Below are 20,758 nucleotides of genomic sequence, written 5' to 3'. Positions count from 1 at the left end.
ACGGCTTTTTTTTGTGCGCGCACTCCAGGGCGGAGTGCGCTGCTGCCTTACTTCTTCGGCCTTTACTTCTTCGGTACGGCAGTGCCTTCCGGCAAGGCATACGCGACCAGAGTGTCGCTCATCTTCGTGCCCAGCGAACCGTGGCCGCCGGCCATGACGACGACGAACTGGCGTCCCGACTTGTTCGACACATAGCTCATCGGCGTAGCCTGGCCGCCGGCTGGCAGGCGGGCTTTCCAGATTACTTTACCGTTGCTGACGTCGTAGCCACGGATGTAGTAGTCGAGCGTGCTGCTGAGGAAGATCACGCCACCGCCGGTGGTGACCATGCCGCCCAGACTGGGCACGCCCAGTGGCAATGGAATCGGCACGGGACCGCTGTCGCGCGTGGTGCCGTTCTTGTGCATCCACACTTTTTTCATGGTGCGCAGGTCGACGGCGGCCACATAGCCCCATGGCGGTGCCTGGCACGGGAAGCCCAGCGGCGACAGGAAGGCTTTGATTTCTACGGCAAACGGGACGCCCGTCTGTGGCTGCAAGCCCATTTCGCCGCCGGTGCCACCCTTGGCCGTCGTTTCCGCGCGCGGCACGAGTTTTTCCAGGAAGCCCATGTAGTCAGGGTTGACGATCAACAACTGGCGCACGGGGTCGATGGCGGCGCCGCCCCATTCGAAGATGCCCAGCGGGCCCGGCGAGATGACGGCGCCCTTGCCAGCCGTTTGCGGCGTGAACGGGCCTTCATAGCGGCGTTCCTTGAAGATGATGCGGCAAGCGAGCTGGTCGAACGGCGTCGTGCCCCACATGTCCGCTTCGCTGATATTGCGCTCAGGCAAGAAGGTCAGGGCCGAGAACGGCTGCGTGGGCGACAGGGTGTCGCCAGCGGCAGGATTGCTCGTTGGCACGGGTTTTTCCGGCGCCGGCACGACCAGGCTGCCATCGCGGCGGTCGATCACGTAGATGTCACCCCGTTTCGTCGTGGCCACGACCGATGGAACTTTGCCTTTGGGCGTATCGATGTCGACCAGCGAAGGTTGTCCGCCGATATCCATGTCCCAGATATCGTGGTGCACGGTCTGGTACACCCAGCGCACTTTACCCGTCGCCAGATCCAGCGCGACGATGGCGCTGTTGAATTTCTCGCCATTCTTGTTGCGGTTGCCGCCCCAGGTATCGGGGGTTTCATTACCCATCGGAATGTAGACCATGCCCAGCTTTTCATCGATGCTGGCCACGCCCCACGAATTGGGCGAGTTGTTGGTGTAGTTCTTGCCTTCAGGGAAGGGCTTGGTATCTTCCGGCGTGGCCGGATCCCAGTTCCACATCAGCTTGCCGGTGACGGGATCGTAACCGCGGATCACGCCCGACGGCTCTTCCGTCGAATGGTTATCCGTCACACTGGCGGCAATCACGGCCATTTTCTGCGAGACGGCCGGCGGCGAGGTCGGCATCAGGAAGCCGCGCTTGATCATGGCCATGTTCTTGTACAGGTTGACGACGCCGTTGTTGCCAAAGCTCTTGCACGACTCGCCCGTATCGGCGTTGACGGCGATCATGGTGCCGTCCATGGTCGGCGCCAGGATGCGGCGCGGGCATTCCATGCTGGCAGCTTGCGGCACAGGATCATTCTTCGCACGGCCCGCGTTGACGTCCCAGTAGGCGACGCCGCGGCAGATCATGTGCTGGTAGCTGGCCGCGTCGCGGTTGATCTTCGGATCGTGGCGCCAGATTTCCTTGCCTGTGTCCGGGTTCAGGGCGATGACGATATTGTGCGGCGTGCACAGGTACAACATGTCATTGACCTTCAGCGGCGTGACTTCGTTGGCGATCTCGCCCGGGTCGTTCGGACCCTTGAAGTCGCCCGTGTGGTAGGTCCAGGCTTCTTTCAGACCAGAAATATTGGCCGGCGTGATCTGCGCGGCCGGGGCGTAGCGGTCGCCATAGCCGGAGCGGCCATACGCGGACCAGTCATTGGGCTCGACGCCGGGAGCCAGGTCGCCGGTGGCGGTGGCTGCCATGTTTGCGGCTGGCACGTCGCCATGCAGGTCATGGTAGTCCTGGAACAGGGCGATGACGCCGGCGATGACGGTCAGGGCCACGGCGGCGCTCAAGGCCGTCTTGCCCGCTTGCGGCTGTTTCTCGGCGGCAGGTGGCGCCAGGCGGCGGCTGACGAAGGGCAGCAGCAGCCAGACGGCGGCGGCAAACCAGATATCGAGGCGCGGCAGCAATTGCCACCAGTCGAATTTCACTTCAATGACGGACCAGATGAGGGTGGCGGTCAGCAGCAGCGCCATGAACGGTTGTGCGCTGCGCTTGCCCTGGAACACCAGCGCGCCGACAACGAGCATGCCGATGCCGGCCAGCAAGTAGTACCACGAGCCGCCGAGCGTGGCCAGCCAGATGCCGCCGCCCAGCAGGGCGAGGCCAAACAGAATGAAAATAACGCCGGTGACCTTTAATAAAGGACCGGGCCGAAAAGAGGGAATCATCATATTCCTTTTTGCAAGGATTTATCGGTGGCGCGTTGATGCGCCATATTGAATTCAGGGAAGGCGTCGATTGCAGAATATACAAAGTTTGGAATCACCAGAATGTGATAGTTTATCAGAATTGATGATTGTCTTCTGGTCGCGCCATTTTTTGGCAGGACTGTCATTTGAATAAAATAAAAACTTCAAATAAGAGAAAATATTATGCTGGATGAGGGCGTTGCGGGGCTGGAAGGCCGCCTGGAGGGTGGCTAACGGGAGGCGCTGAAACGGTCGCGCAATAATACAGACGCATCACGGGATGAATGATGATCAAACAGTTGTTATAAGTGGCTGCAAGAAATGCAATGCGGATTATAATAACCATGTTTGCGGTGTGGTGATATTGAAATGAAAATAAGCCGATATTCCAGCGGCATTAATTCAATATGTCGGTAATATTGCTTAAGTGTTTCTACTTATTATTGTCGACGGTCCCTTTATTTTCGTGATGGCCGGCTGCTGCGGACGGGGAAGGCGAAAGGGCGGCAGGCTGCGGGCGCCGGCGGGCCGCCCATGCCGGTGTTGTTGGCGTGAGGCGCAAAACGCCGGCGGGCCGCTGCTGCATCGCACAAGCTGCCTGTACTTCGCTATAATTGCGCGGTTAAAACACAATCCGCTAATGAGGAACCCCATGAGTTTGAATAACGTCTCTTCCGGCCGCGACCTGCCGAACGATTTCAACGTCGTCATCGAAATCCCGATGAATGCCGATCCGATCAAGTACGAAGTCGACAAGGAAAGCGGCGCGATCTTCGTCGATCGCTTCATGGGTACCGCCATGCATTACCCGTGCAACTACGGCTACGTGCCGAACACCCTGTCGCCGGATGGCGACCCGGTTGACGTGCTGGTCATCACCCCGTTCCCGCTGATCCCAGGCGTGGTCGTGCGCTGCCGTCCTATCGGCGTGCTGAAAATGACCGACGAGTCGGGCGAAGACGCGAAAGTACTGGCCGTGCCAGTCGACAAGGTCCTGTCGATCTACAGCCACTGGCAAAAGCCGGAAGACTTGAACGAACTGCGTTTGCGCCAGATCCAGCATTTCTTCGAGCACTACAAAGATCTGGAAAAAGGCAAATGGGTCAAGATCGACGGCTGGTACGGTCCTGAAGTGGCCAAGGAAGAAATCCTCGGCGGTGTTGCCGCTTACAAGGCCGATGCCGCAAAAGCGTAAGAACACCCAGTAAAAAAACGCTCCCTGCCAGTCACATGGCCGGGAGCGTTTTTTTATGCGCGAAACGGACTGTGCTCGTTCAACTCATCGAGGTAAGCATCGATGCCGCCCCGCTCGCGCTCGAGGAAGCGCTGCACGGCATCGGCAAATGCCGGGTGCGCCAGCCAGTGGGCGGACCAGGTCTTTTGCGGCAGGAAGCCCCGCGCCATCTTGTGTTCGCCTTGCGCGCCCCCTTCGAAGGTGGCGATGCCGTTGGCGATGCAAAACTCCAGCGGCTGGTAATACGCCGTTTCGAAATGCAGACAGGGCACGTGTTCGAGCGCGCCCCAGTAGCGGCCATACAGAGTGTCAGCCGTGTGGATCACCAGCGAGGCGGCAATGGCCCGGCCTTCGCGTTCGGCGATCACCAACAGGATGTTCTGCGGCATGCTGGCGCCGATGCGGCGGAAGAAATCCAGCGACAAATAGGGGGACGAGCGGTGTTCCGCATAGGTATTGCTGTAGCAGCGGTGGAACAGTTGCCAGTCGGCCTCCACAGCATCCACCCCGCACACCTGGCGCATGGTAACGCCAGCCTCCTGCACCTTGCGCCGCTCGGCGCGGATATTCTTGCGCTTCTTGTGTTCCAGGGTGGCGAGGAATTGCTCGAAATCCGTGTAGCCGGGATTGAGCCAGTGAAACTGCACGCCACTACGCATCAGGTAGCCAGCTTGCGCCAGCTGGCGCGCTTCGCTTTCCGGCGGGAACAGGATGTGGCAGGACGACACTTCGGCTGCTTGCTGCTGCGCCTGCAGGAAGGCCAGCAGGGCCGCGCGGGCCTCGCCATCGCGGGCCAGCAAGCGCGTGCCGCTGACAGGCGTAAACGGAATCGCGGACAACAGTTTCGGGTAATATTCAAGGCCATGCTGCTGATAGGCCTCGGCCCAGGCCCAGTCGAACACGTATTCGCCATACGAGTGCATCTTCAGGTACAGGGGCAGGGCGGCGGCCAGCACATCGCCTTGCCACAGCACCAGGTAATTCGGTTGCCAGCCCGTGTCCGCGCTGGCGCAGCCGGACTCGTGCAGCGCGTGCAAAAAGGCGTAGGAAAGGAAGGGAGTGGCGTCCGCCTGGCTGGCCAGCAGTTCAGACCAGGCCGCTTCGCCAATTTCAGCCAGGGTAGAGACGATAGCCGTGCGATAATTCATTGTTGTAGTGTGCATTCATCACTCTCGGGGCGCCGCCGTCGGCCTGCGCGCCCCTGTCTTGTTTAATAGAACGAAATATCCATCATCATCATGACAGTCAAAGTCGCAATTGCTCAAATGAATAGTACGGTCGGCGATCTGGCCGGCAACCGTGCCAAGATCTTCGACCTTTCCCGCCGCGCCTTTGAAGCGGGCGCCGATATCGTGCTCACGCCGGAACTGTCGCTGGTTGGCTATCCACCCGAGGACCTGTTGCTGCGCAATGCATTTTACGCAAAAACGCAGGAAGCGTTTGCGGGGCTGGCTACCGACCTGGCCCAGTTCAAGGATTTGCACGTGGTGGTGGGCTTGCCCCTGCAAGACGAGAAGGGTGTGCGGCACAATGCCGCCTCCGTGCTGCTGAACGGCGAAGTGCTGGGCACCTACCGCAAGCACGATTTGCCGAACACAACCGTGTTCGATGAAAAACGTTACTTTACGTCGTCGGACCAGGCTTTCGTGTTTGGCGTGAAGGGCGTGCGTTTCGGTATCAATATCTGCGAAGACACGTGGTTCGAGCACGCGCCGATGCGCGCCCGCGCGGCCGGTGCGCAAGTGCTGCTGGTGCCGAACGGTTCGCCGTACCACATGAACAAGCAGCATCTGCGCTATGAAACCATGCGCAAGAATGTCAGCGCGCAAGGCATGGCCCTCGTGTATGCCAACCTGGTCGGTGGCCAGGATGAACTGATTTTCGATGGCGACTCGTTTGTCATGGATGCGGCCGGCACGATTTGCGCCCAGTTGCGCCACTTCGAGGAAGACTTGCAGCTGGTCGACTTCGACGGCGCCACGCCCGTGCCGCAGCCGCTGGCTGCGCCGTTGACCACGGAGGCGCAGGTGTACCAGGCGCTGGTGCTGGGCGTGCGCGACTATATAGTCAAGAACGGCTTCCCGGGCGTGCTGATCGGCATGTCGGGCGGCGTCGATTCCGCCCTGACCCTGGCCATCGCCGTCGATGCGCTGGGCGCCGACAAGGTGCGCGCCGTCATGATGCCATCGCAATTTACGGCCGATATCTCGTGGATCGATTCGCGCGACATGGTAAAACGTCTCAATGTGCGCTACGATGAAATTCCGATCAAGCAAACTTTCGATGCCTTCCGCGCCACCCTGGCTGACGAGTTCGCCGGACTGGCGGAAGATGCGACGGAAGAAAACATCCAGGCGCGCATCCGCGGCACCTTGCTGATGGCCTTGTCGAACAAGCATGGCAGCATCGTGCTGACGACGGGCAACAAGAGCGAGATGGCTGTTGGCTATTGCACCCTGTATGGCGACATGGCGGGCGGCTTTGCCGTGATCAAGGATATCGCCAAGACCCTGGTATATCGCCTGTGCGCCTGGCGCAACAGTGTGTCGGACGTGATTCCCGAGCGCATCTTGACGCGCGGACCGTCGGCCGAATTGCGTGCCGACCAGCTGGACCAGGATTCCTTGCCGCCATACGATGTACTCGACGGCATCATGCAGCTGTACATGGAAGAAAACCGGCCGATCGCCGAGATTATCGAGGCTGGCTACCCGCCGGCCGATGTGGCCCGGGTCACGCGCCTGATCAAGATCAATGAATACAAGCGGCGCCAGTCGCCGGTGGGCATCCGCGTCACGCACCGTGGCTTCGGCCGCGACTGGCGCTACCCTATCACGTCGAAGTTTTACGAATAAGCAGCCATCTGTCCACAATCCAACAATTTTAAGGAGTAGCCATGAAACAGATTACCGCCATCATCAAACCATTCAAGCTCGACGAAGTACGCGAAGCCCTGGCCGATGTGAACGTGACGGGCTTGACCGTGACGGAAGTGAAGGGCTTTGGCCGCCAGAAGGGCCATACCGAGCTGTACCGTGGCGCCGAGTACGTGGTCGACTTCTTGCCGAAAGTCAAAGTCGAAGTGGTGGTGGACGACAGCGTGTCGGAACTGGTGGTCGACGCCATCATCAAGGCTGCCCGCACGGGCAAGATCGGCGACGGCAAGATTTTCGTGCGTGACGTGGAACAGGTTATCCGTATCCGCACGGGTGAAACCGGTCCTGACGCAGTGTAAGTGTTTCAGCTTGGGCCGCTGACCTTCAGCGCCCCAAGCGCATGTCGAATTTCCAGCATATCAGGCGCAAGATCGTGATGCCGCTGGCGCTGGTCCATAGAGCAAAGTCGTGCTCGGCGCCGAAGTGCATTTGCAGCAGGTAGGCCCAGCAGCCGAAGAACGCGCAGATGGCGTACGGTTTGCCGTCGCGAAACACCATCGGCACTTCGTTGCAGACAATGTCGCGCATCACGCCGCCAAAAATCCCCGTAATCACGCCCATCATCGAGGCAATAAAAATCGGCATGCCGGCGCGCATGGCTTCGGCCACGCCCGCGATGGCGAACATGCCCAGGCCGATGGCGTCGGCGATGACGATCAGGCGTTCCGAGACGATCTGGCGCAAATGCTGGATCAGGGGCGCGGCCGTCAGGGCCAGCACGAAGATGAGAATCGCGTATTCCTGGTGCGAGACCCAGAACAGGGGCCGCTTGTCGAGCAGGATGTCGCGCAGGGTGCCGCCGCCAAACGCCGTGATGAACGCCACGACGAACACGCCGACGAGGTCCATGCGCTTGCGGCGCGCTTCGATGAAGCCGGAAAACGCGCCCACCAGGATGGCGATGACCTCGATGATCTTGATCAGCGAGCCAGGCGGCAATTGGGGTGGCATCATGGGCGGAGCGCTAGGACAGGAAATAATTGTCACAGGTTAACATGACACGGCCCCGAATGGTGACAAACGGGGCCGGGTGTGAGGGCTAACTTGTTACTGAATTGAAATATCTTGCTGTCAAGGCTAGCGCATGGGCTGCAGGGCCGCTGAAAGTAAAACCACCAGCGCGCCATCGCCTCCCTCGGAACGGCGCGCCTGGCAAAAGGCGACGACTTCATCCTTTTGCACGAGCCAGCTGTGCACCATCGATTTCAAGACCGGTTCCTGGCCTTTCGAGCCAAAACCCTTGCCGTGAATCACGCGCACGCAGCGCAGCTTGCGCCGCGTCGCCTGGTTCAAAAAGGCGCCGATGCCGTCGCGCGCCTCGTCGCGGCGCAAGCCATGCAAGTCCAGCTCATCCTGGATGGGCCAGTGGCCCTTGCGCATCTTCTTGACCACGTCCGGTCCCACGCCGGGGCGGGCGTAGTTCAGGGCCGGATCGTTTTCCAGGTAATGGTCGACCTCAAACAAGTCCGACAGCGACTCGCGCAGCACGGCCGCATGTTCCTCTTCCGGCGTCAGCTTGCGCGCCGGCTGCTGGGTCGCCATGGCCCCCGCCTTGGGCAGGCTGGGTACGTAGCGGTCCGACTCGGGCAGGCGCTTGACGCCGCCGATGCTGGCCTTGAACAGATTGCTCTCCACGGCCTGCACCTTGACCTGCTGGGCGCGCTCAGCCGCGACTTGCGCGCGCGCGTCCGCCTGCTCCTTGAGCTGCTTGCTGACCGCTTTCAGGTCGGCGAAGTCTTTCATCGACGCCATGCGACGCTTACTCCTGGCCTTCCAGGTAGCGCTGGGCGTCCAGTGCTGCCATGCAACCCGTACCGGCGCTGGTGATGGCCTGGCGGTAGATGTGGTCTTGCACGTCGCCGGCGGCAAACACGCCCGGTGCGCTGGTGGCGGTGGCCATGCCTTCCAGGCCCGTTTTCGTCTTGATGTAGCCGTTGTGCATTTCCAGCTGGCCTTCGAAGATGCCTGTGTTCGGCTTGTGGCCGATGGCGATGAACACGCCGTGCACGCTCAACGCTTCGACCTTGCCGTCGATGGTCGACTTGATGTTCAGGCCCGTCACGCCGCCTTCGTTGCCCGTCACTTCGTCCAGGGTGTGGTTATATTTCAACACAATCTTGCCTTCGGCAACCTTGGCGTTCAGGCGGTCGATCAGGATGGCTTCCGCGCGGAACTTGTCGCGGCGGTGGATCAGCGTGACTTTATTGGCGATGTTCGACAGGTACAGCGCTTCTTCGACGGCCGTATTGCCGCCGCCGACGACGGCCACTTCCTGGTTGCGGTAGAAGAAACCATCGCAGGTGGCGCAGGCGGACACGCCCTTGCCCATGAATTCCGATTCCGATGGCAGGCCCAGGTATTGCGCGGACGCGCCCGTGGCGATGATCAGCGTATCGCACGTGTATTCGTGGCTGTCGCCCTTCAGGCGGATCGGTTTTTCATTCAGGAAGGTGGTGTGGATGTGGTCAAAGACGATTTCCGTATTGAAACGCTCGGCGTGCTGCAGCAAGCGCTGCATCAAGTCCGGACCTTGCACGCCCATCGGGTCGCCTGGCCAGTTTTCCACGTCGGTGGTGGTCATCAATTGACCGCCTTGTTCCACGCCGGTGACCAGCATCGGGTTCAGGTTGGCGCGGGCGGCGTAGACGGCAGCGCTGTAGCCGGCTGGGCCGGAGCCGAGGATCAAAACGCGGGCGTGTTTGGTAGTGGTCATGGGAGGCTTCTCTATGAGTGGGGTCTATCCGAATTGGGGGCGTACGCGCGAAGAACAAGGGCGTATTGCGCTTGCGCAAGCAATCCGCGATTATAGACCAAGCCGCCATTAGCGACGAATCGTGGGGCCGTCGGGGGCATATATGGCTTAGAATACTTCCTTATTATGGGAAATTCCCTTTCAGAAACACTTATCACCTTGCAGCGCTTCCCAGAATGACTAAACCAGCCCAGGCCAATCAAAATAGCTACACCCGAAAACCGGTCGAACGCCGTCCTCTGCCCAACCGGCTGGTGCGGCTGCTGTCCGAGGCGCGCTGGTTCGCGCTGGCTGCGTTCGCCCTGTATTTCGTGCTGATACTGGCCAGCTTCAACAAGCTCGACCCCGGCTGGTCGCACGCCACCAACGTCGACAAGGTGGCTAACCTGGGCGGCAAGCTCGGTGCGACCTTCTCTGATTTATTGCTGTACATCTTCGGCTTTTCCGCCTGGTGGTGGTGCGTGTGGCTGCTGCGCACGGTGTGGCATGGCTACCGCCGCCTGAGCAAGCGCTTCCTGCTGGAAGAGGAAGAGGTAGAGCGCGAGCACCATGTCGAGATGCTGATTCGCATCGTCGGCTTCTCCATCATGCTGATCGGCAGCATGGGCCTCGAATACCTGCGCATGGCGAAAAGCCTGCACGTGCAGCTGCCGCGCGAGCCGGGTGGCGTGCTGGGCCAGCTGGTGGGGCACTCGGCCCACGTGGCCTTCGGTTTCACGGGCGCCACCTTGCTGCTGCTATTGTTGTTCGGCCTGGGCTTTTCCCTGTTCTTCCATGTGTCGTGGCTGCAAGTGGCCGAGCGCATAGGCGGCGCCATCGAAGATGCGTTCAACTGGTTCGTGCTGCGCTATCAGGACCGCGAAGACCGCCGCCAGGGTGAAGTAGCCGCCGTGCGCCGCGACGAAGTGGTGGTAATCGAACGGGCCAAGCATGTGGAGAAACATGTGGCAGCGCCGCCCGTCAAGATCGAGCCGCAAGTGGTCACCGTGGTGAAATCGGAGCGCGTGGAAAAGGAGCGCCAGGCCCATCTGTTCGAGGGCTTGGGCGACGGCAAGCTGCCGCCGCTGTCCTTGCTTGACGAAGCGCCGCCCGTGGTGGAAACGGTCTCCGTGGAAACCCTGGAATTCACGAGCCGCCTGATCGAAAAGAAATTGTCCGACTTTGGCGTGGATGCCAAGGTCGTGGCTGCTTACCCCGGCCCTGTCGTGACGCGCTATGAAATCGAGCCGGCTACGGGCGTGAAGGGCAGCCAGATCGTGGGCCTGGCGCGCGACCTGGCCCGTTCGCTGTCCTTGACCTCGATCCGCGTGGTGGAAACCATCCCCGGCAAGAATTACATGGCCCTGGAGCTGCCGAACAGCAAGCGCCAGATCGTGCGCCTGACGGAAATCCTCGGCTCCAAGGTCTACAACGATGGCGTGTCCAGCCTGACGATTGCGCTGGGCAAGGATATTGCCGGCAAGCCCGTCGTGGCGGACCTGGCCAAGATGCCCCACTTGCTGGTGGCCGGTACCACCGGTTCCGGTAAATCGGTCGGCATCAATGCGACGATTCTGTCGCTGCTGTACAAATCCGACCCGCTCGACGTGCGCCTGATCCTTATCGATCCGAAGATGCTGGAAATGTCCGTCTACGAAGGCATTCCGCACTTGCTGGCGCCCGTCGTGACCGATATGCGCCAGGCGGGCCACGCGCTGAACTGGGCCGTGAACGAGATGGAACGCCGCTACAAGCTGATGAGCAAGATGGGCGTGCGTAACCTGGCCGGCTACAACGCGAAGATTGCCGACGCGAAAAAGCGCGAAGAACATATCCCGAATCCGTTCAGCCTGACGCCGGATTCGCCGGAACCGCTCGATAAATTGCCAACCATCGTCATCATCATCGACGAGCTGGCCGATTTGATGATGGTGGTGGGCAAAAAAGTCGAGGAATTGATCGCGCGTATCGCGCAAAAGGCGCGCGCCGCTGGTTTGCACTTGATTCTGGCCACGCAGCGCCCATCTGTAGACGTGATCACGGGCCTGATCAAGGCGAACATTCCGACGCGTATCGCCTTCCAGGTATCGTCGAAGATCGACTCGCGCACCATTCTAGACCAGATGGGCGCGGAAACACTGCTGGGCATGGGCGACATGCTGTACATGCCGCCCGGCACCGGCTTGCCGATGCGCGTGCACGGCGCGTTTGTTTCCGATGAAGAAGTTCACAGGGTCGTCAGCCATTTGAAGTTGCAGGGCGAACCGAATTACATCGAGGGCATCCTCGAAGGCGGCACCCTGGAAGGCGATGGCGCCGAGGGCGGCGCGCCGGGCGAGGGCGGCGGCGAGGCCGATGCTCTGTACGACCAGGCGGTGGCGGTGGTGCTGAAAAACCGCCGCGCTTCGATTTCGCTGGTGCAGCGTCATTTGCGCATCGGCTACAACCGCGCCGCCCGTCTGCTCGAGCAGATGGAGCAGAGCGGGGTGGTATCAACCATGCAATCCAATGGCAACCGGGAAATCCTGGTGCCGGCGGCAAGTAGCGAACAAGGGTAATAGAATGAAAAGCAATACTTTCGCAGCAAAAATGATGATCGGCGCGGCCAGCGTTGCCTGCAGCCTGCTGTTCGCGGCCAGCGCCTCGGCCAGCGCGCTCGAGCAATTCAAGAGCTTTGCGGCCGGCACCAAGTCGGCCAAGGGCGAGTTCGTGCAGCGGCAAGTCAAGAAGGCGGACGCCAGCGGCAAGGCGAAAGTGTCCACGCCGGCCAGCGGCACGTTTGAATTCGCCCGTCCCGGCAAGTTCATCTGGACCTATCTGAAGCCATACGAGCAGCTGCTGCAAGCGGACGGCGACAAGTTGTATATCTACGACAAGGACTTGAGCCAGGTGACGGTGAAGAAACTGGGCGACGCGCTCGGTTCCTCGCCGGCCGCCATCCTGTTCGGCAGCAATGACCTGGAAAAGAATTTCACTCTGGCCGAAGCGGGCACGCGCGATGGCCTGGAATGGCTGAAAGCGACACCGAAGGCCAAGGACACGACGTTTGATGAAATCACGATCGGCCTGCGCAATGGCGTGCCGGAAGCGATGGAATTGCGCGACTCGTTCGGTCAGACCTCGGTGCTGGCGTTCAAGAACTTCCAGAAAAATCCGGCCTTATCTGCCAATCACTTTAAATTTGTCATGCCCAAGGGCGCCGACGTGATTAACAATTGATCGCTGACGTCCTGTTGTTGACCGGCCTCGCAGCGATGCGGGGCTTTTGCATTCTTACCCGGTAAATATTATGGCGGATCTCTTTTCCACCGCACCGCGCCAGCCGCTGGCCGAGGCCTTGCGGCCTGCTACGCTCAACGAAGTCATCGGCCAGACGCATCTGCTGGGTGTCGGCAAGCCGCTGCGCCTGGCGTTCGAGGCGGGCAAGGCCCATTCGATGATCTTGTGGGGGCCGCCCGGCGTGGGCAAGACGACCCTGGCGCGCCTGATGGCCAACGCCTTCGACAGTGAATTCATTGCCCTGTCGGCCGTGTTTGCGGGTGTGAAAGATATCCGCGCAGCCATGGATCAGGCGCGTCACAGCCTGGACCAGTTCGGCAAGCACACTTTATTGTTCGTCGACGAGATCCACCGGTTCAACAAGTCGCAGCAGGATGCCTTGCTGCCTTTTGTCGAATCGGGTCTGGTGACCTTCATCGGCGCCACCACCGAAAACCCCAGCTTCGAAGTCAATTCGGCGCTGTTGTCGCGTGCGCAAGTGTATGTGTTGAAATCGCTCAACGAAGACGAGATGAAGCTGCTGCTGGCCAAGGCGCAAAGCACGGCACTGACGCACCTGACCTTCGACGAGGCGGCCGCCGATACCCTGATCGGCTACGCGGACGGCGATGCGCGCCGCTTTTTGAATTTGCTGGAGCAGGCCGAGACGGCCGCCAGCTCGACGGGCACGACGAAGATCGACGCGGCCTTTGTCGACAATGCGCTGACCCTGAACTCGCGCCGTTTCGACAAGGGGGGCGACAATTTCTATGACCAGATTTCCGCCCTGCATAAATCCGTGCGTGGTTCGAACCCGGACGCGGCCCTGTACTGGTTTTGCCGCATGATCGACGGCGGCGCCGATCCGCGTTACCTGTCGCGGCGCATCGTGCGTATGGCCTGGGAAGATATCGGCCTGGCCGACCCACGTGCCTTGACCATGGTCAACGATGCGGCGGAAACGTATGAACGCCTCGGTTCGCCCGAAGGCGAGCTGGCCTTGGGCCAGGCCGTGATCTATCTGGCGATTGCCGCGAAAAGCAATGCCGGCTACAACGCGTTCAACACGGCCATGGCGTTTGTGAAGAAGGACAAGTCGAAGGAAGTGCCCGTGCACTTGCGCAATGCGCCGACGAAACTGATGAAGGAATTGGGTTACGGCCACGCCTACCGCTACGCGCACGACGAACCCGATGCGTATGCGGCCGGCGAAACCTACTTCCCGGACGGCATGGCCGAACCGGGCTGGTACCAGCCCGTGCCGCGCGGCCTGGAAAGTAAAATTGCCGATAAGCTGGCCTGGCTGCGCGAGCTGGACAGGAAAGCCGGCAAGGGCTGAGGCTACAAGCCCAGCAAGGTAAAACCGTCATCCTGCGGCGCGTAGCCGACCAACTGGCGCGTCGCCGTGATCGACAACCGTTTATAGCGGTTGTCCGACACGCCATGCACGACGTGGTAGCCGGTCGGCACGTCGGCGGCGATGCAGCGGGCCAGCAATTGCACCACGTCGCGCTCGCTGATGAAGGCGGCAATGTCGCGCGCGCTGTGCTGTTGACCTGGCGCAAAGTTGGCCACGTTGGCGATGCGCACGGCAATCGCCGTCATGCCATGCTGGTGCGCGAACGCGGAGGCCACGCCTTCGCCGAACGCCTTGCTGGCGCCATACATGTTGGCTGGCCGGGCCGGCATGTTTTCCTGCACTTGCATATCGAGCGGATAGCCCTCGATGGCTTGCGCGCTGCTGGCAAACACGACTCTTTTCACACCTTGTGCCTGTGCCGCGCGGAAGATGTTGTGCGTGCCGATGATGTTCGGCTGCAACAATTGCGCATCGAAATCGGCGCTGGCGTGCGGCACGCCGGCCAGGTGCAGCACCACGTCGGTGTCGGCGCAGGCGGCCAGGCAGGCGGCATAGTCGCCGACATCGAGTGGCATGGATGGGCAGGGCGCTTCGGCCAGCTTGCCTGTGTGCAGGTCGGCCAGGCGCAAGGAGAATTCCCCGTGCCGGCGCTTCCAGAAAGCGGTGCCGATGATGCCGGCGGCGCCCGTGACGAGGACGCGCAGTGGTTCTTGAATCATGTATTCCTTGTATTCAGTGTGTGAGGCAGTGCCAGGTTCAGCCAGCGCAGCAGGGTGGGCCGGGGTGCGGCGGTCCCGTGCACACGGATGTGTCCGCTACCCACGGCTTCGACCAGCACCAGGCCGTCATTCGGTATCGTGTAGCGTTCGCCGCTGCGCAGTACACAATCCTCGAATTGGGCATAGGCCGTGATCCACGCCGTACCGGACAGGCATTCGATGACCCTGGCGTGCGCCTTTTCCAGGCGTAAAGGCCGTTCGCTGCGTAATTCGTGGTCGGTATGCATGGCATCGCTCCTGTTGTGCTGACAGGAACAGCTTAGGCGCTTGCGGTGAACCATGACAGATGCAGGAAAACGAAATTGTCATGAATACAGTGTCCCTTGTCGTACACTGTGCTTATCAAAAAATTCGGCAACTGTATCTGTGCCGGCCCCGCGCGGCAGCTGCATACTGAAGGGATGAACATGAGCGCGCATTTGAATCTGTACGAGCATCTGGCCAACGAGCTGGGCGCCCTGATCGACTCGCGCGTGTTTGCGCCCGGCGACCGCCTGCCGTCGATCCGCCACCTGGCGCAGCAAAAGCGCATCTCCATTAGTACCGTGATGCAAGCCTTGCGCCTGATGGAAGACCGGGGACAGGTTGATGCGCGGCCCCAGTCCGGCTATTTCGTGCGCCACCGCGCGCCGCGCCGCGCCTGCAGCTTTGATGCCCAGAACTTGAGGGAGCCGGCCTTTGTCGGCATCAATAATCTGTTGATGCGCGTGTTGAAAGACAACGAGACGGCGAATATCGTGCAACTGGGCACGGCCTGGCCGCCCGACGAGATCTTGCCCATCAAGCGCATGCAGCGCACCATCAGCGCCGTGGCGCGGCGCGAACCCGCTTTATTGAGCAAGGTTAGCTGCTACGACATCAGCGAAGGCAATTTCCTGCGCCAGGTCGCGCGCCGCGCGCTGGACTGGGGCAAGCTGGACCCGCACGAGATCGTCGTGACGAATTCCTGCACGGAGGCGATCAGCCTGTGCCTGCGCGCTGTGGCCAAGCCGGGTGACACCATCGCCATCGAGTCGGCCACGTATTTCGTGCTGCTGCAAATGATCGAAAGCCTGGGCATGAAGGCCTTGGAAATCCCCACCGACCCGAAGACGGGGCCGTTGCTCGACGCGCTGGAGCTGGCTCTGCGCGCCGGTCTCGTGCAAGCGTGTTTGTTCGTGCCGAACGCCAACAACCCGCTTGGTTGCGTCATGCCGGAAGAAAACAAGAAGCGCCTGGCGGGGTTGCTGTCGGAATTCAATATTCCGCTGGTGGAAGACGATGTCTATGGCGACCTGTGCTTTGCGCCGCAGCGACCTTGGCCCGTGAAGGCCTACGACACGAGCGGCAACGTCTTGCTGTGCTCCTCGTTTTCCAAGGCCATCACGCCGGCGTCGCGCGTGGGCTATGTGCTGGCCGGGCGTTTCGCGCAGGAAGTGGCCCTGCTGAAAACCGTGTCGAGCGGCGCCACCAGCCATTTCTTCCAGGCCGTGCTGGCCGACTTTCTGGAAGGTAGCAGCTACGACCAGCAATTGCGCAAGATGCGGCGCACCCTGGTGCAGCGCATCGCGCGCATGTCCGACGCGGTGGCGGCCCACTTTCCGGCGGACTGCATGCTGTCCGAGCCGCAAGGCGGTTTCGTGCTGTGGGTGCAGATGCCGCCGCAAATCGATGCGCTGGCCCTGCATGGCCAGGCGATTGCGGACGGCGTGGCGTATATGCCGGGCCAGCTGTTCTCGGCCTCGGGCAAGTTCGGCAATTATCTGCGCCTCAATTGCGGCAATGCCTGGACGCCGCGCATCGAGCAGGCGATCAGCCGTCTGGGGCGCCTCGTCAAGGATTCCTTGTAACTATTCTTTGCGCTTCAGTCCCCGTTTTTCACCGTTCGCTCCCTGTTTTTTGCTGCTGGTCGCAAGCCGGTGGCGTTGTTTGTCGCCGTTGGCTAAAGTACCACCATACCAACAGCAGTCAACGAAACAAACTAACCAGGAGTAACATCATGAACGCACTGAAAAACATGGAAATCACCTTTGTCGCCGCCGCCATCATCGCCATCGGCGCCAGCTTCGCCACCGCCGGTGCGAATACGGTCGAAGTGAGCGCCAGCAGCACGGTGATTGCCCAGGCTGCCGACAGCGCGATGCCTGTCGTTACCGTCAGCGCTCGCCGCCTGAGCGCTGCCGAAAAAGCCGCCTTTATTTAAGCACTAAGCTAAGCAATAAATGTAAAGCGGGCGCGAGTGCCCAGCCATGCTGCCATGACGATGGCCAGCCATGTGCAAAACTCATAAAGAACTGAACGGGTCTTGGTACAATGAGTGCTTTCGATACATCGGCACCGCCATCCACCCATGATAGATATCCAACTTCTCCGTAAAGACATCGCCACCGTCGCAGAACGCCTGGCGACGCGCAAATTCCAGCTCGACGTGGCAGGTTTTACCGCCCTCGAAGCCGAACGCAAGGCGATCCAGACGCGCACCGAAGAGCTGCAGGGCAAGCGCAATGCGCTGTCCAAGCAAATCGGCATGTTGAAAGGCAAGGGGGAAGACACCTCGGCCGTGATGGCGCAAGTGGCCGGCCTGGGCGATGAACTGAAAGCCGATGAAGCGGCGCTGACCTTGGTGCAAACCAAGCTGAGCGATTTCATCATGGCCGTGCCGAACCTGCCGCACGAGTCGTCGCCTTTGGGCACGGACGAGTCGGGCAACGTGGAAGTGCGCAAGGTCGGCACGCCGCGCACTTTTGACTTTGAAGTCAAGGATCACGTCGACGTGGGCGCCCCGCTGGGCCTGGACTTCGAAGTGGCAACCAAGCTGACCGGTTCGCGCTTCTCCGTCATGAAAGGCGGCATCGCTCGCCTGCACCGCGCGCTGGCGCAATTCATGCTCAACACGCACGTGGACGAGCACGGCTACACGGAATGCTATACGCCATACATGGTCAACGCCGATTCGCTGCGCGGCACGGGCCAGTTGCCGAAATTCGAAGCCGATTTGTTCTCGGTGAAAAAAGGCGGCGTGGAAGGCGAGGGCGAGACCTTCTACCTGATCCCTACTTCGGAAGTATCGCTGACCAACATCGCGCGCGACGAAATCCTGGCGCTCGATCAACTGCCCCTGAAAATGACGGCTCACACGCCATGCTTCCGCTCGGAAGCGGGCAGCTACGGCCGCGACACGCGCGGCATGATCCGCCAGCACCAGTTCGACAAGGTGGAAATGGTGCAAGTGGTGCATCCGGACACCTCGTACCAGGTGCTCGATGAAATGGTCGGCCACGCGGAAACGATCTTGCAACGCCTGGGCTTGCCGTACCGCGTGATGTCGCTGTGCACGGGCGACATGGGCTTTACTGCCACCAAGACCTTCGACCTGGAAGTGTGGTTGCCGGCGCAAAATACCTACCGCGAAATTTCGTCCCTGTCGAACTGCGAAGCCTTCCAGGCCCGCCGCATGCAGGCGCGCTTCCGCAACGCCGCCGGCAAGCCGGAACTGGCCCACACCCTGAACGGTTCCGGCCTGGCAGTGGGTCGCACTTTGGTGGCCGTGCTGGAAAACTACCAGCAGGCAGACGGCAGCGTCGAGATCCCGCCAGTGCTGCGTCCATACATGGGTGGCCTGACGCATCTGAAGGCATAAAATAGTCCTTTTCTTTTCGCCGCGGGCTGCTATAATCTTGCCTTCTCGCAGCAATGCGAGGAAAGACCGCAGCAAATGGAGAGGTGGCAGAGTGGTCGAATGTACTTGACTCGAAATCAAGCGTACGTTAAATCGTACCGTGGGTTCGAATCCCACCCTCTCCGCCAGAACAAATAAAAGAAGCTCCCGTAAGGGAGCTTTTTTTATTTGTGCCGGCGAAGAGGAGCAAGGCGCCTGCGCGCCTTGCGCGTGGGATTCGAAGCTCTGCGCATATTTGCGCGGAGCATTCCGAATCGTCAAATTGGTTTTGACGCGTGCGCCAAGGCGGCAGGTTCGAAGACGAGCGCGTACTCGCGCGAGGCTCCCCGAATCGCCCAAATGGGTTTTGCTTTTCAAAAGCAAGATTAGCAATAAACCCCCTACCCAACCCAACAACACCCATGCTAAAATAGCGCCTCATTCAAACCGGCACGCCAGTTTGAATGAATAGACCGCAGTAAACGGAGAGGTGGCAGAGTGGTCGAATGTACTTGACTCGAAATCAAGCGTACGTTAAATCGTACCGTGGGTTCGAATCCCACCCTCTCCGCCAGAATACATAAAAAAAGCTCCCGCAAGGGAGCTTTTTTTATATCCATCACATATACCAGCCACCAACGCATCAAGGCCAGGTAGAAAAACCGCCCAAAGCGCGCAGCGCAAGGCGTTTTTTCCTCCATTCAAGCTCTAATGACCAGCGCCCCCGCCACCTTGATCTCCCTCAGCCATGGTAATCTACCCGATCACCATCCTGCCCCCATACCAAAGTAATGAGCAAAGTAATGAGCAAAGTAATGAGCCGATTCTGGAGCAACATCGTCAGCGAGCTGACCCCCTACATCCCGGGCGAGCAACCGAAACTGCCCGACCTGGTCAAACTCAACACCAACGAAAACCCCTACGGTCCATCGCCCCAGGTGCTGGCCGCGCTGCGCGAAGCAGCCAACGACACCCTGCGCCTCTACCCTGACCCTTCAGCCAGCGAACTGAAGCAAACCCTGGCTGACTACCACGGCTTGAATAGCGCGCAAGTGTTTGTCGGCAACGGTTCCGACGAAGTGCTGGCGCTGGCCTTCATGGCCTTGCTCAAGCACGATGCGCCGCTGCTGTTTCCGGACATCAGCTACAGCTTCTATCCCGTATATTGCAAGCTGTACGGCATCGACTATCGCACGGTGGCGCTCGACGAGACCATGCGCATCCGCCCGGAGGACTACCAGGGGCCGTGCGGCGCCATCATCTTCCCGAATCCCAATGCGCCCACTGGCGTGGACTTGCCGCTGGCCGGCGTGGAAGCGCTGCTGCATGCGCATCCCGATGCCGTGGTGGTGGTCGATGAAGCGTATGTGGATTTCGGCGGGGAAAGTGCTGTGGCCCTGGTCGACCGTTATCCGAACTTGCTGGTGGTGCAGACGTTCTCGAAATCGCGCTCGCTGGCCGGCTTGCGCGTGGGCTGTGCCTTCGGGCATCCGGACCTGATCGAGGCGCTGGAAAGAGTGAAGAACAGTTTCAATTCGTATCCGCTGGACCGGCTGGCGCTGGCCGGCGCCGTGGCCTCGCTGCACGACGAAGCGTATTTCCAGCAGACGCGCCAGGCCGTCATCGCCAGCCGCGATCAGCTGACGGCAGACTTGACGGCGCTGGGCTTCGACGTGCTGCCTTCGGTGGCCAATTTCGTCTTTGCCCGCCACCCGCAGCATGACGCGGCGCAACTGGCGGCAGGCTTGCGCGCCCGTTCCGTGATCGTGCGTCATTTCAATGTACCACGCATCAGCCAGTATTTGCGCATCAGCATCGGTAACGTGGACGAATGCGCAGCCCTGATGGCGGCGTTGCGCGCAGTGCTGTGACGCCATGCTGACTTTCGTGCCTGCCAGCCTGGCCGATGGCGAAGCGCTGGCCAGCCTGCGCGTGGCCGCCATGCGTGAAAGCCTGGAGCGCATCGGCCGCTATGATCCGCAGCGTGCGCGCCAGCGTTTCCTGGCCACGTTCGACCCCGATTGCACCTGGCAGCTGCGCCATGGCGACGCGCTGGCCGGCTTCTATGTGTTGCGCCCGCAAGCGGATTATTTACTGCTCGACCACCTCTATCTGGCGCCGGCATGCCAACGGCAAGGCATGGGCGCAGCCGTGTTGGCGCGCGTGTTTGCCGAGGCCGATGCGGCCCGCAAGAGCGTGCGCGTGGGGGCCTTGCGCGGCAGCGAGGCGAACCGCTTCTACGTGCGTCACGGCTTCGTGCCGGATGGCGAGGAGGAGTTCGACCTGTATTATCGGCGCGCCCCCGCAGCTTGATGC

Annotated in this window: 18 protein-coding genes and 2 tRNA genes; 13 read left to right on the top strand and 7 right to left on the bottom strand. The window is 60.7% G+C overall.

All coding sequences use genetic code 11. The features are described 5' to 3' along the window. Nucleotides 1-62 precede the first annotated feature (62 nt). Nucleotides 63-2,486 carry a membrane-bound PQQ-dependent dehydrogenase, glucose/quinate/shikimate family gene (locus ACQ4WY_RS17980; RefSeq protein ID WP_436505179.1) on the bottom strand — a complete coding sequence of 808 codons (2,424 nt, stop codon included), beginning with the start codon at nucleotides 2,484-2,486 and terminating at the stop codon, nucleotides 63-65. A 673-nt stretch (nucleotides 2,487-3,159) separates the two neighbouring features. Here ACQ4WY_RS17980 and ppa point away from each other — a divergent pair. Further along, nucleotides 3,160-3,702: an inorganic diphosphatase gene (ppa, locus tag ACQ4WY_RS17975; RefSeq protein ID WP_086139428.1), complete on the top strand. Its 543-nt coding sequence runs from the start codon at nucleotides 3,160-3,162 to the stop codon at nucleotides 3,700-3,702. 53 nt (nucleotides 3,703-3,755) lie between these two features. Here the strand turns inward: ppa and ACQ4WY_RS17970 are convergent, their stop codons facing one another. Beyond that, nucleotides 3,756-4,889 (bottom strand): GNAT family N-acetyltransferase, encoded by a 1,134-nt coding sequence (locus tag ACQ4WY_RS17970; RefSeq protein WP_436505446.1) that lies wholly within the window; start codon nucleotides 4,887-4,889, stop codon nucleotides 3,756-3,758. Nucleotides 4,890-4,979: 90 nt separating this feature from the next. On the opposite strand from ACQ4WY_RS17970, the gene ACQ4WY_RS17965 reads away from it, so the two are divergent. Then, the gene (locus ACQ4WY_RS17965; RefSeq protein WP_436505178.1) at nucleotides 4,980-6,596 is read left to right on the top strand and encodes an NAD+ synthase; all 1,617 of its coding nucleotides are present in this window, start codon (nucleotides 4,980-4,982) and stop codon (nucleotides 6,594-6,596) included. 41 nt (nucleotides 6,597-6,637) lie between these two features. Then, nucleotides 6,638-6,976, top strand: a complete 339-nt coding sequence (locus ACQ4WY_RS17960; protein ID WP_034758685.1) for a P-II family nitrogen regulator — start codon at nucleotides 6,638-6,640, stop codon at nucleotides 6,974-6,976. Nucleotides 6,977-7,001: 25 nt separating this feature from the next. Here the strand turns inward: ACQ4WY_RS17960 and ACQ4WY_RS17955 are convergent, their stop codons facing one another. From ACQ4WY_RS17955 to trxB, 3 genes are all read right to left on the bottom strand, one after another. After that, on the bottom strand, nucleotides 7,002-7,631 hold the full coding sequence (locus tag ACQ4WY_RS17955; RefSeq protein ID WP_034786156.1) for a trimeric intracellular cation channel family protein: 630 nt from the start codon (nucleotides 7,629-7,631) through the stop codon (nucleotides 7,002-7,004). A gap of 123 nt (nucleotides 7,632-7,754) precedes the next feature. Continuing rightward, nucleotides 7,755-8,429, bottom strand: a complete 675-nt coding sequence (locus tag ACQ4WY_RS17950; protein ID WP_436505176.1) for a Smr/MutS family protein — start codon at nucleotides 8,427-8,429, stop codon at nucleotides 7,755-7,757. 7 nt (nucleotides 8,430-8,436) lie between these two features. Continuing rightward, complete coding sequence (trxB, locus tag ACQ4WY_RS17945; RefSeq protein WP_353658082.1) at nucleotides 8,437-9,390, bottom strand: thioredoxin-disulfide reductase; 954 nt, start codon at nucleotides 9,388-9,390, stop codon at nucleotides 8,437-8,439. A 215-nt stretch (nucleotides 9,391-9,605) separates the two neighbouring features. Between trxB and ACQ4WY_RS17940 the strand changes: the two genes are divergently transcribed. The 3 genes from ACQ4WY_RS17940 (at nucleotide 9,606) to ACQ4WY_RS17930 (ending at nucleotide 14,005) form a co-directional block, all read left to right on the top strand. Next, the gene (locus ACQ4WY_RS17940) at nucleotides 9,606-11,966 is read left to right on the top strand and encodes a DNA translocase FtsK (protein WP_436505175.1); all 2,361 of its coding nucleotides are present in this window, start codon (nucleotides 9,606-9,608) and stop codon (nucleotides 11,964-11,966) included. Between the two features lie 4 nt (nucleotides 11,967-11,970). Beyond that, nucleotides 11,971-12,627 (top strand): outer membrane lipoprotein chaperone LolA, encoded by a 657-nt coding sequence (gene lolA, locus ACQ4WY_RS17935; protein WP_035826475.1) that lies wholly within the window; start codon nucleotides 11,971-11,973, stop codon nucleotides 12,625-12,627. Between the two features lie 70 nt (nucleotides 12,628-12,697). Next, the gene (locus ACQ4WY_RS17930; RefSeq protein WP_353658079.1) at nucleotides 12,698-14,005 is read left to right on the top strand and encodes a replication-associated recombination protein A; all 1,308 of its coding nucleotides are present in this window, start codon (nucleotides 12,698-12,700) and stop codon (nucleotides 14,003-14,005) included. A 2-nt stretch (nucleotides 14,006-14,007) separates the two neighbouring features. Here ACQ4WY_RS17930 and ACQ4WY_RS17925 read toward each other — a convergent pair whose 3' ends face one another. Beyond that, entirely contained in the window at nucleotides 14,008-14,745 is a 738-nt protein-coding gene (locus tag ACQ4WY_RS17925) for an NAD-dependent epimerase/dehydratase family protein (RefSeq protein WP_436505174.1), read from the bottom strand. Further along, nucleotides 14,742-15,032, bottom strand: a complete 291-nt coding sequence (locus ACQ4WY_RS17920; RefSeq protein WP_436505173.1) for a DUF2917 domain-containing protein — start codon at nucleotides 15,030-15,032, stop codon at nucleotides 14,742-14,744. The genes ACQ4WY_RS17925 and ACQ4WY_RS17920 overlap by 4 nt, the downstream gene beginning before the upstream one ends. A gap of 180 nt (nucleotides 15,033-15,212) precedes the next feature. On the opposite strand from ACQ4WY_RS17920, the gene ACQ4WY_RS17915 reads away from it, so the two are divergent. The 7 genes from ACQ4WY_RS17915 (at nucleotide 15,213) to ACQ4WY_RS17885 (ending at nucleotide 20,755) form a co-directional block, all read left to right on the top strand. Next, complete coding sequence (locus tag ACQ4WY_RS17915) at nucleotides 15,213-16,634, top strand: aminotransferase-like domain-containing protein (RefSeq protein ID WP_436505172.1); 1,422 nt, start codon at nucleotides 15,213-15,215, stop codon at nucleotides 16,632-16,634. Nucleotides 16,635-16,783: 149 nt separating this feature from the next. Continuing rightward, nucleotides 16,784-16,987 carry a hypothetical protein gene (locus tag ACQ4WY_RS17910; RefSeq protein ID WP_436505171.1) on the top strand — a complete coding sequence of 68 codons (204 nt, stop codon included), beginning with the start codon at nucleotides 16,784-16,786 and terminating at the stop codon, nucleotides 16,985-16,987. A 147-nt stretch (nucleotides 16,988-17,134) separates the two neighbouring features. Beyond that, nucleotides 17,135-18,424 carry a serine--tRNA ligase gene (serS, locus tag ACQ4WY_RS17905; protein WP_436505170.1) on the top strand — a complete coding sequence of 430 codons (1,290 nt, stop codon included), beginning with the start codon at nucleotides 17,135-17,137 and terminating at the stop codon, nucleotides 18,422-18,424. A gap of 77 nt (nucleotides 18,425-18,501) precedes the next feature. Continuing rightward, nucleotides 18,502-18,591, top strand: a tRNA-Ser gene (locus ACQ4WY_RS17900). Nucleotides 18,592-18,926: 335 nt separating this feature from the next. Next, nucleotides 18,927-19,016, top strand: a tRNA-Ser gene (locus ACQ4WY_RS17895). 241 nt (nucleotides 19,017-19,257) lie between these two features. Further along, a complete protein-coding gene (hisC, locus tag ACQ4WY_RS17890) occupies nucleotides 19,258-20,313 on the top strand; it encodes a histidinol-phosphate transaminase (protein WP_436505169.1) in 1,056 nt (351 codons plus the stop codon). A gap of 4 nt (nucleotides 20,314-20,317) precedes the next feature. Beyond that, nucleotides 20,318-20,755: a GNAT family N-acetyltransferase gene (locus tag ACQ4WY_RS17885; RefSeq protein ID WP_436505167.1), complete on the top strand. Its 438-nt coding sequence runs from the start codon at nucleotides 20,318-20,320 to the stop codon at nucleotides 20,753-20,755. Nucleotides 20,756-20,758 lie beyond the last annotated feature (3 nt).

Origin of the sequence: Janthinobacterium salmonicoloratum, assembly GCF_051380845.1 — a bacterium.
In the GTDB taxonomy this organism is placed as follows: Bacteria; Pseudomonadota; Gammaproteobacteria; order Burkholderiales; family Burkholderiaceae_D; genus Janthinobacterium; species Janthinobacterium lividum_F.
Note: the sequence above shows the minus strand (reverse complement) of the source record. Positions and strands in the feature narration are given on the sequence as shown.

What these genes read in the sequence shown, in the direction of transcription:
- ACQ4WY_RS17940 (WP_436505175.1), top strand. Translation starts at nt 9,606, where the DNA reads ATGACTAAACCAGCCCAGGCCAATCAAAATAGCTACACCCGAAAACCG.
- ACQ4WY_RS17885 (WP_436505167.1), top strand. Translation starts at nt 20,318, where the DNA reads ATGCTGACTTTCGTGCCTGCCAGCCTGGCCGATGGCGAAGCGCTGGCC.
- serS (WP_436505170.1), top strand. Translation starts at nt 17,135, where the DNA reads ATGATAGATATCCAACTTCTCCGTAAAGACATCGCCACCGTCGCAGAA.
- ACQ4WY_RS17925 (WP_436505174.1), bottom strand. Translation starts at nt 14,745, where the DNA reads ATGATTCAAGAACCACTGCGCGTCCTCGTCACGGGCGCCGCCGGCATC.
- ACQ4WY_RS17920 (WP_436505173.1), bottom strand. Translation starts at nt 15,032, where the DNA reads ATGCATACCGACCACGAATTACGCAGCGAACGGCCTTTACGCCTGGAA.
- ACQ4WY_RS17950 (WP_436505176.1), bottom strand. Translation starts at nt 8,429, where the DNA reads ATGGCGTCGATGAAAGACTTCGCCGACCTGAAAGCGGTCAGCAAGCAG.
- ACQ4WY_RS17910 (WP_436505171.1), top strand. Translation starts at nt 16,784, where the DNA reads ATGAACGCACTGAAAAACATGGAAATCACCTTTGTCGCCGCCGCCATC.
- ACQ4WY_RS17970 (WP_436505446.1), bottom strand. Translation starts at nt 4,889, where the DNA reads ATGAATTATCGCACGGCTATCGTCTCTACCCTGGCTGAAATTGGCGAA.
- ACQ4WY_RS17955 (WP_034786156.1), bottom strand. Translation starts at nt 7,631, where the DNA reads ATGATGCCACCCCAATTGCCGCCTGGCTCGCTGATCAAGATCATCGAG.
- ACQ4WY_RS17930 (WP_353658079.1), top strand. Translation starts at nt 12,698, where the DNA reads ATGGCGGATCTCTTTTCCACCGCACCGCGCCAGCCGCTGGCCGAGGCC.
- ACQ4WY_RS17960 (WP_034758685.1), top strand. Translation starts at nt 6,638, where the DNA reads ATGAAACAGATTACCGCCATCATCAAACCATTCAAGCTCGACGAAGTA.
- lolA (WP_035826475.1), top strand. Translation starts at nt 11,971, where the DNA reads ATGAAAAGCAATACTTTCGCAGCAAAAATGATGATCGGCGCGGCCAGC.
- ACQ4WY_RS17915 (WP_436505172.1), top strand. Translation starts at nt 15,213, where the DNA reads ATGAGCGCGCATTTGAATCTGTACGAGCATCTGGCCAACGAGCTGGGC.
- ppa (WP_086139428.1), top strand. Translation starts at nt 3,160, where the DNA reads ATGAGTTTGAATAACGTCTCTTCCGGCCGCGACCTGCCGAACGATTTC.
- ACQ4WY_RS17965 (WP_436505178.1), top strand. Translation starts at nt 4,980, where the DNA reads ATGACAGTCAAAGTCGCAATTGCTCAAATGAATAGTACGGTCGGCGAT.
- ACQ4WY_RS17980 (WP_436505179.1), bottom strand. Translation starts at nt 2,486, where the DNA reads ATGATTCCCTCTTTTCGGCCCGGTCCTTTATTAAAGGTCACCGGCGTT.
- hisC (WP_436505169.1), top strand. Translation starts at nt 19,258, where the DNA reads ATGAGCCGATTCTGGAGCAACATCGTCAGCGAGCTGACCCCCTACATC.
- trxB (WP_353658082.1), bottom strand. Translation starts at nt 9,390, where the DNA reads ATGACCACTACCAAACACGCCCGCGTTTTGATCCTCGGCTCCGGCCCA.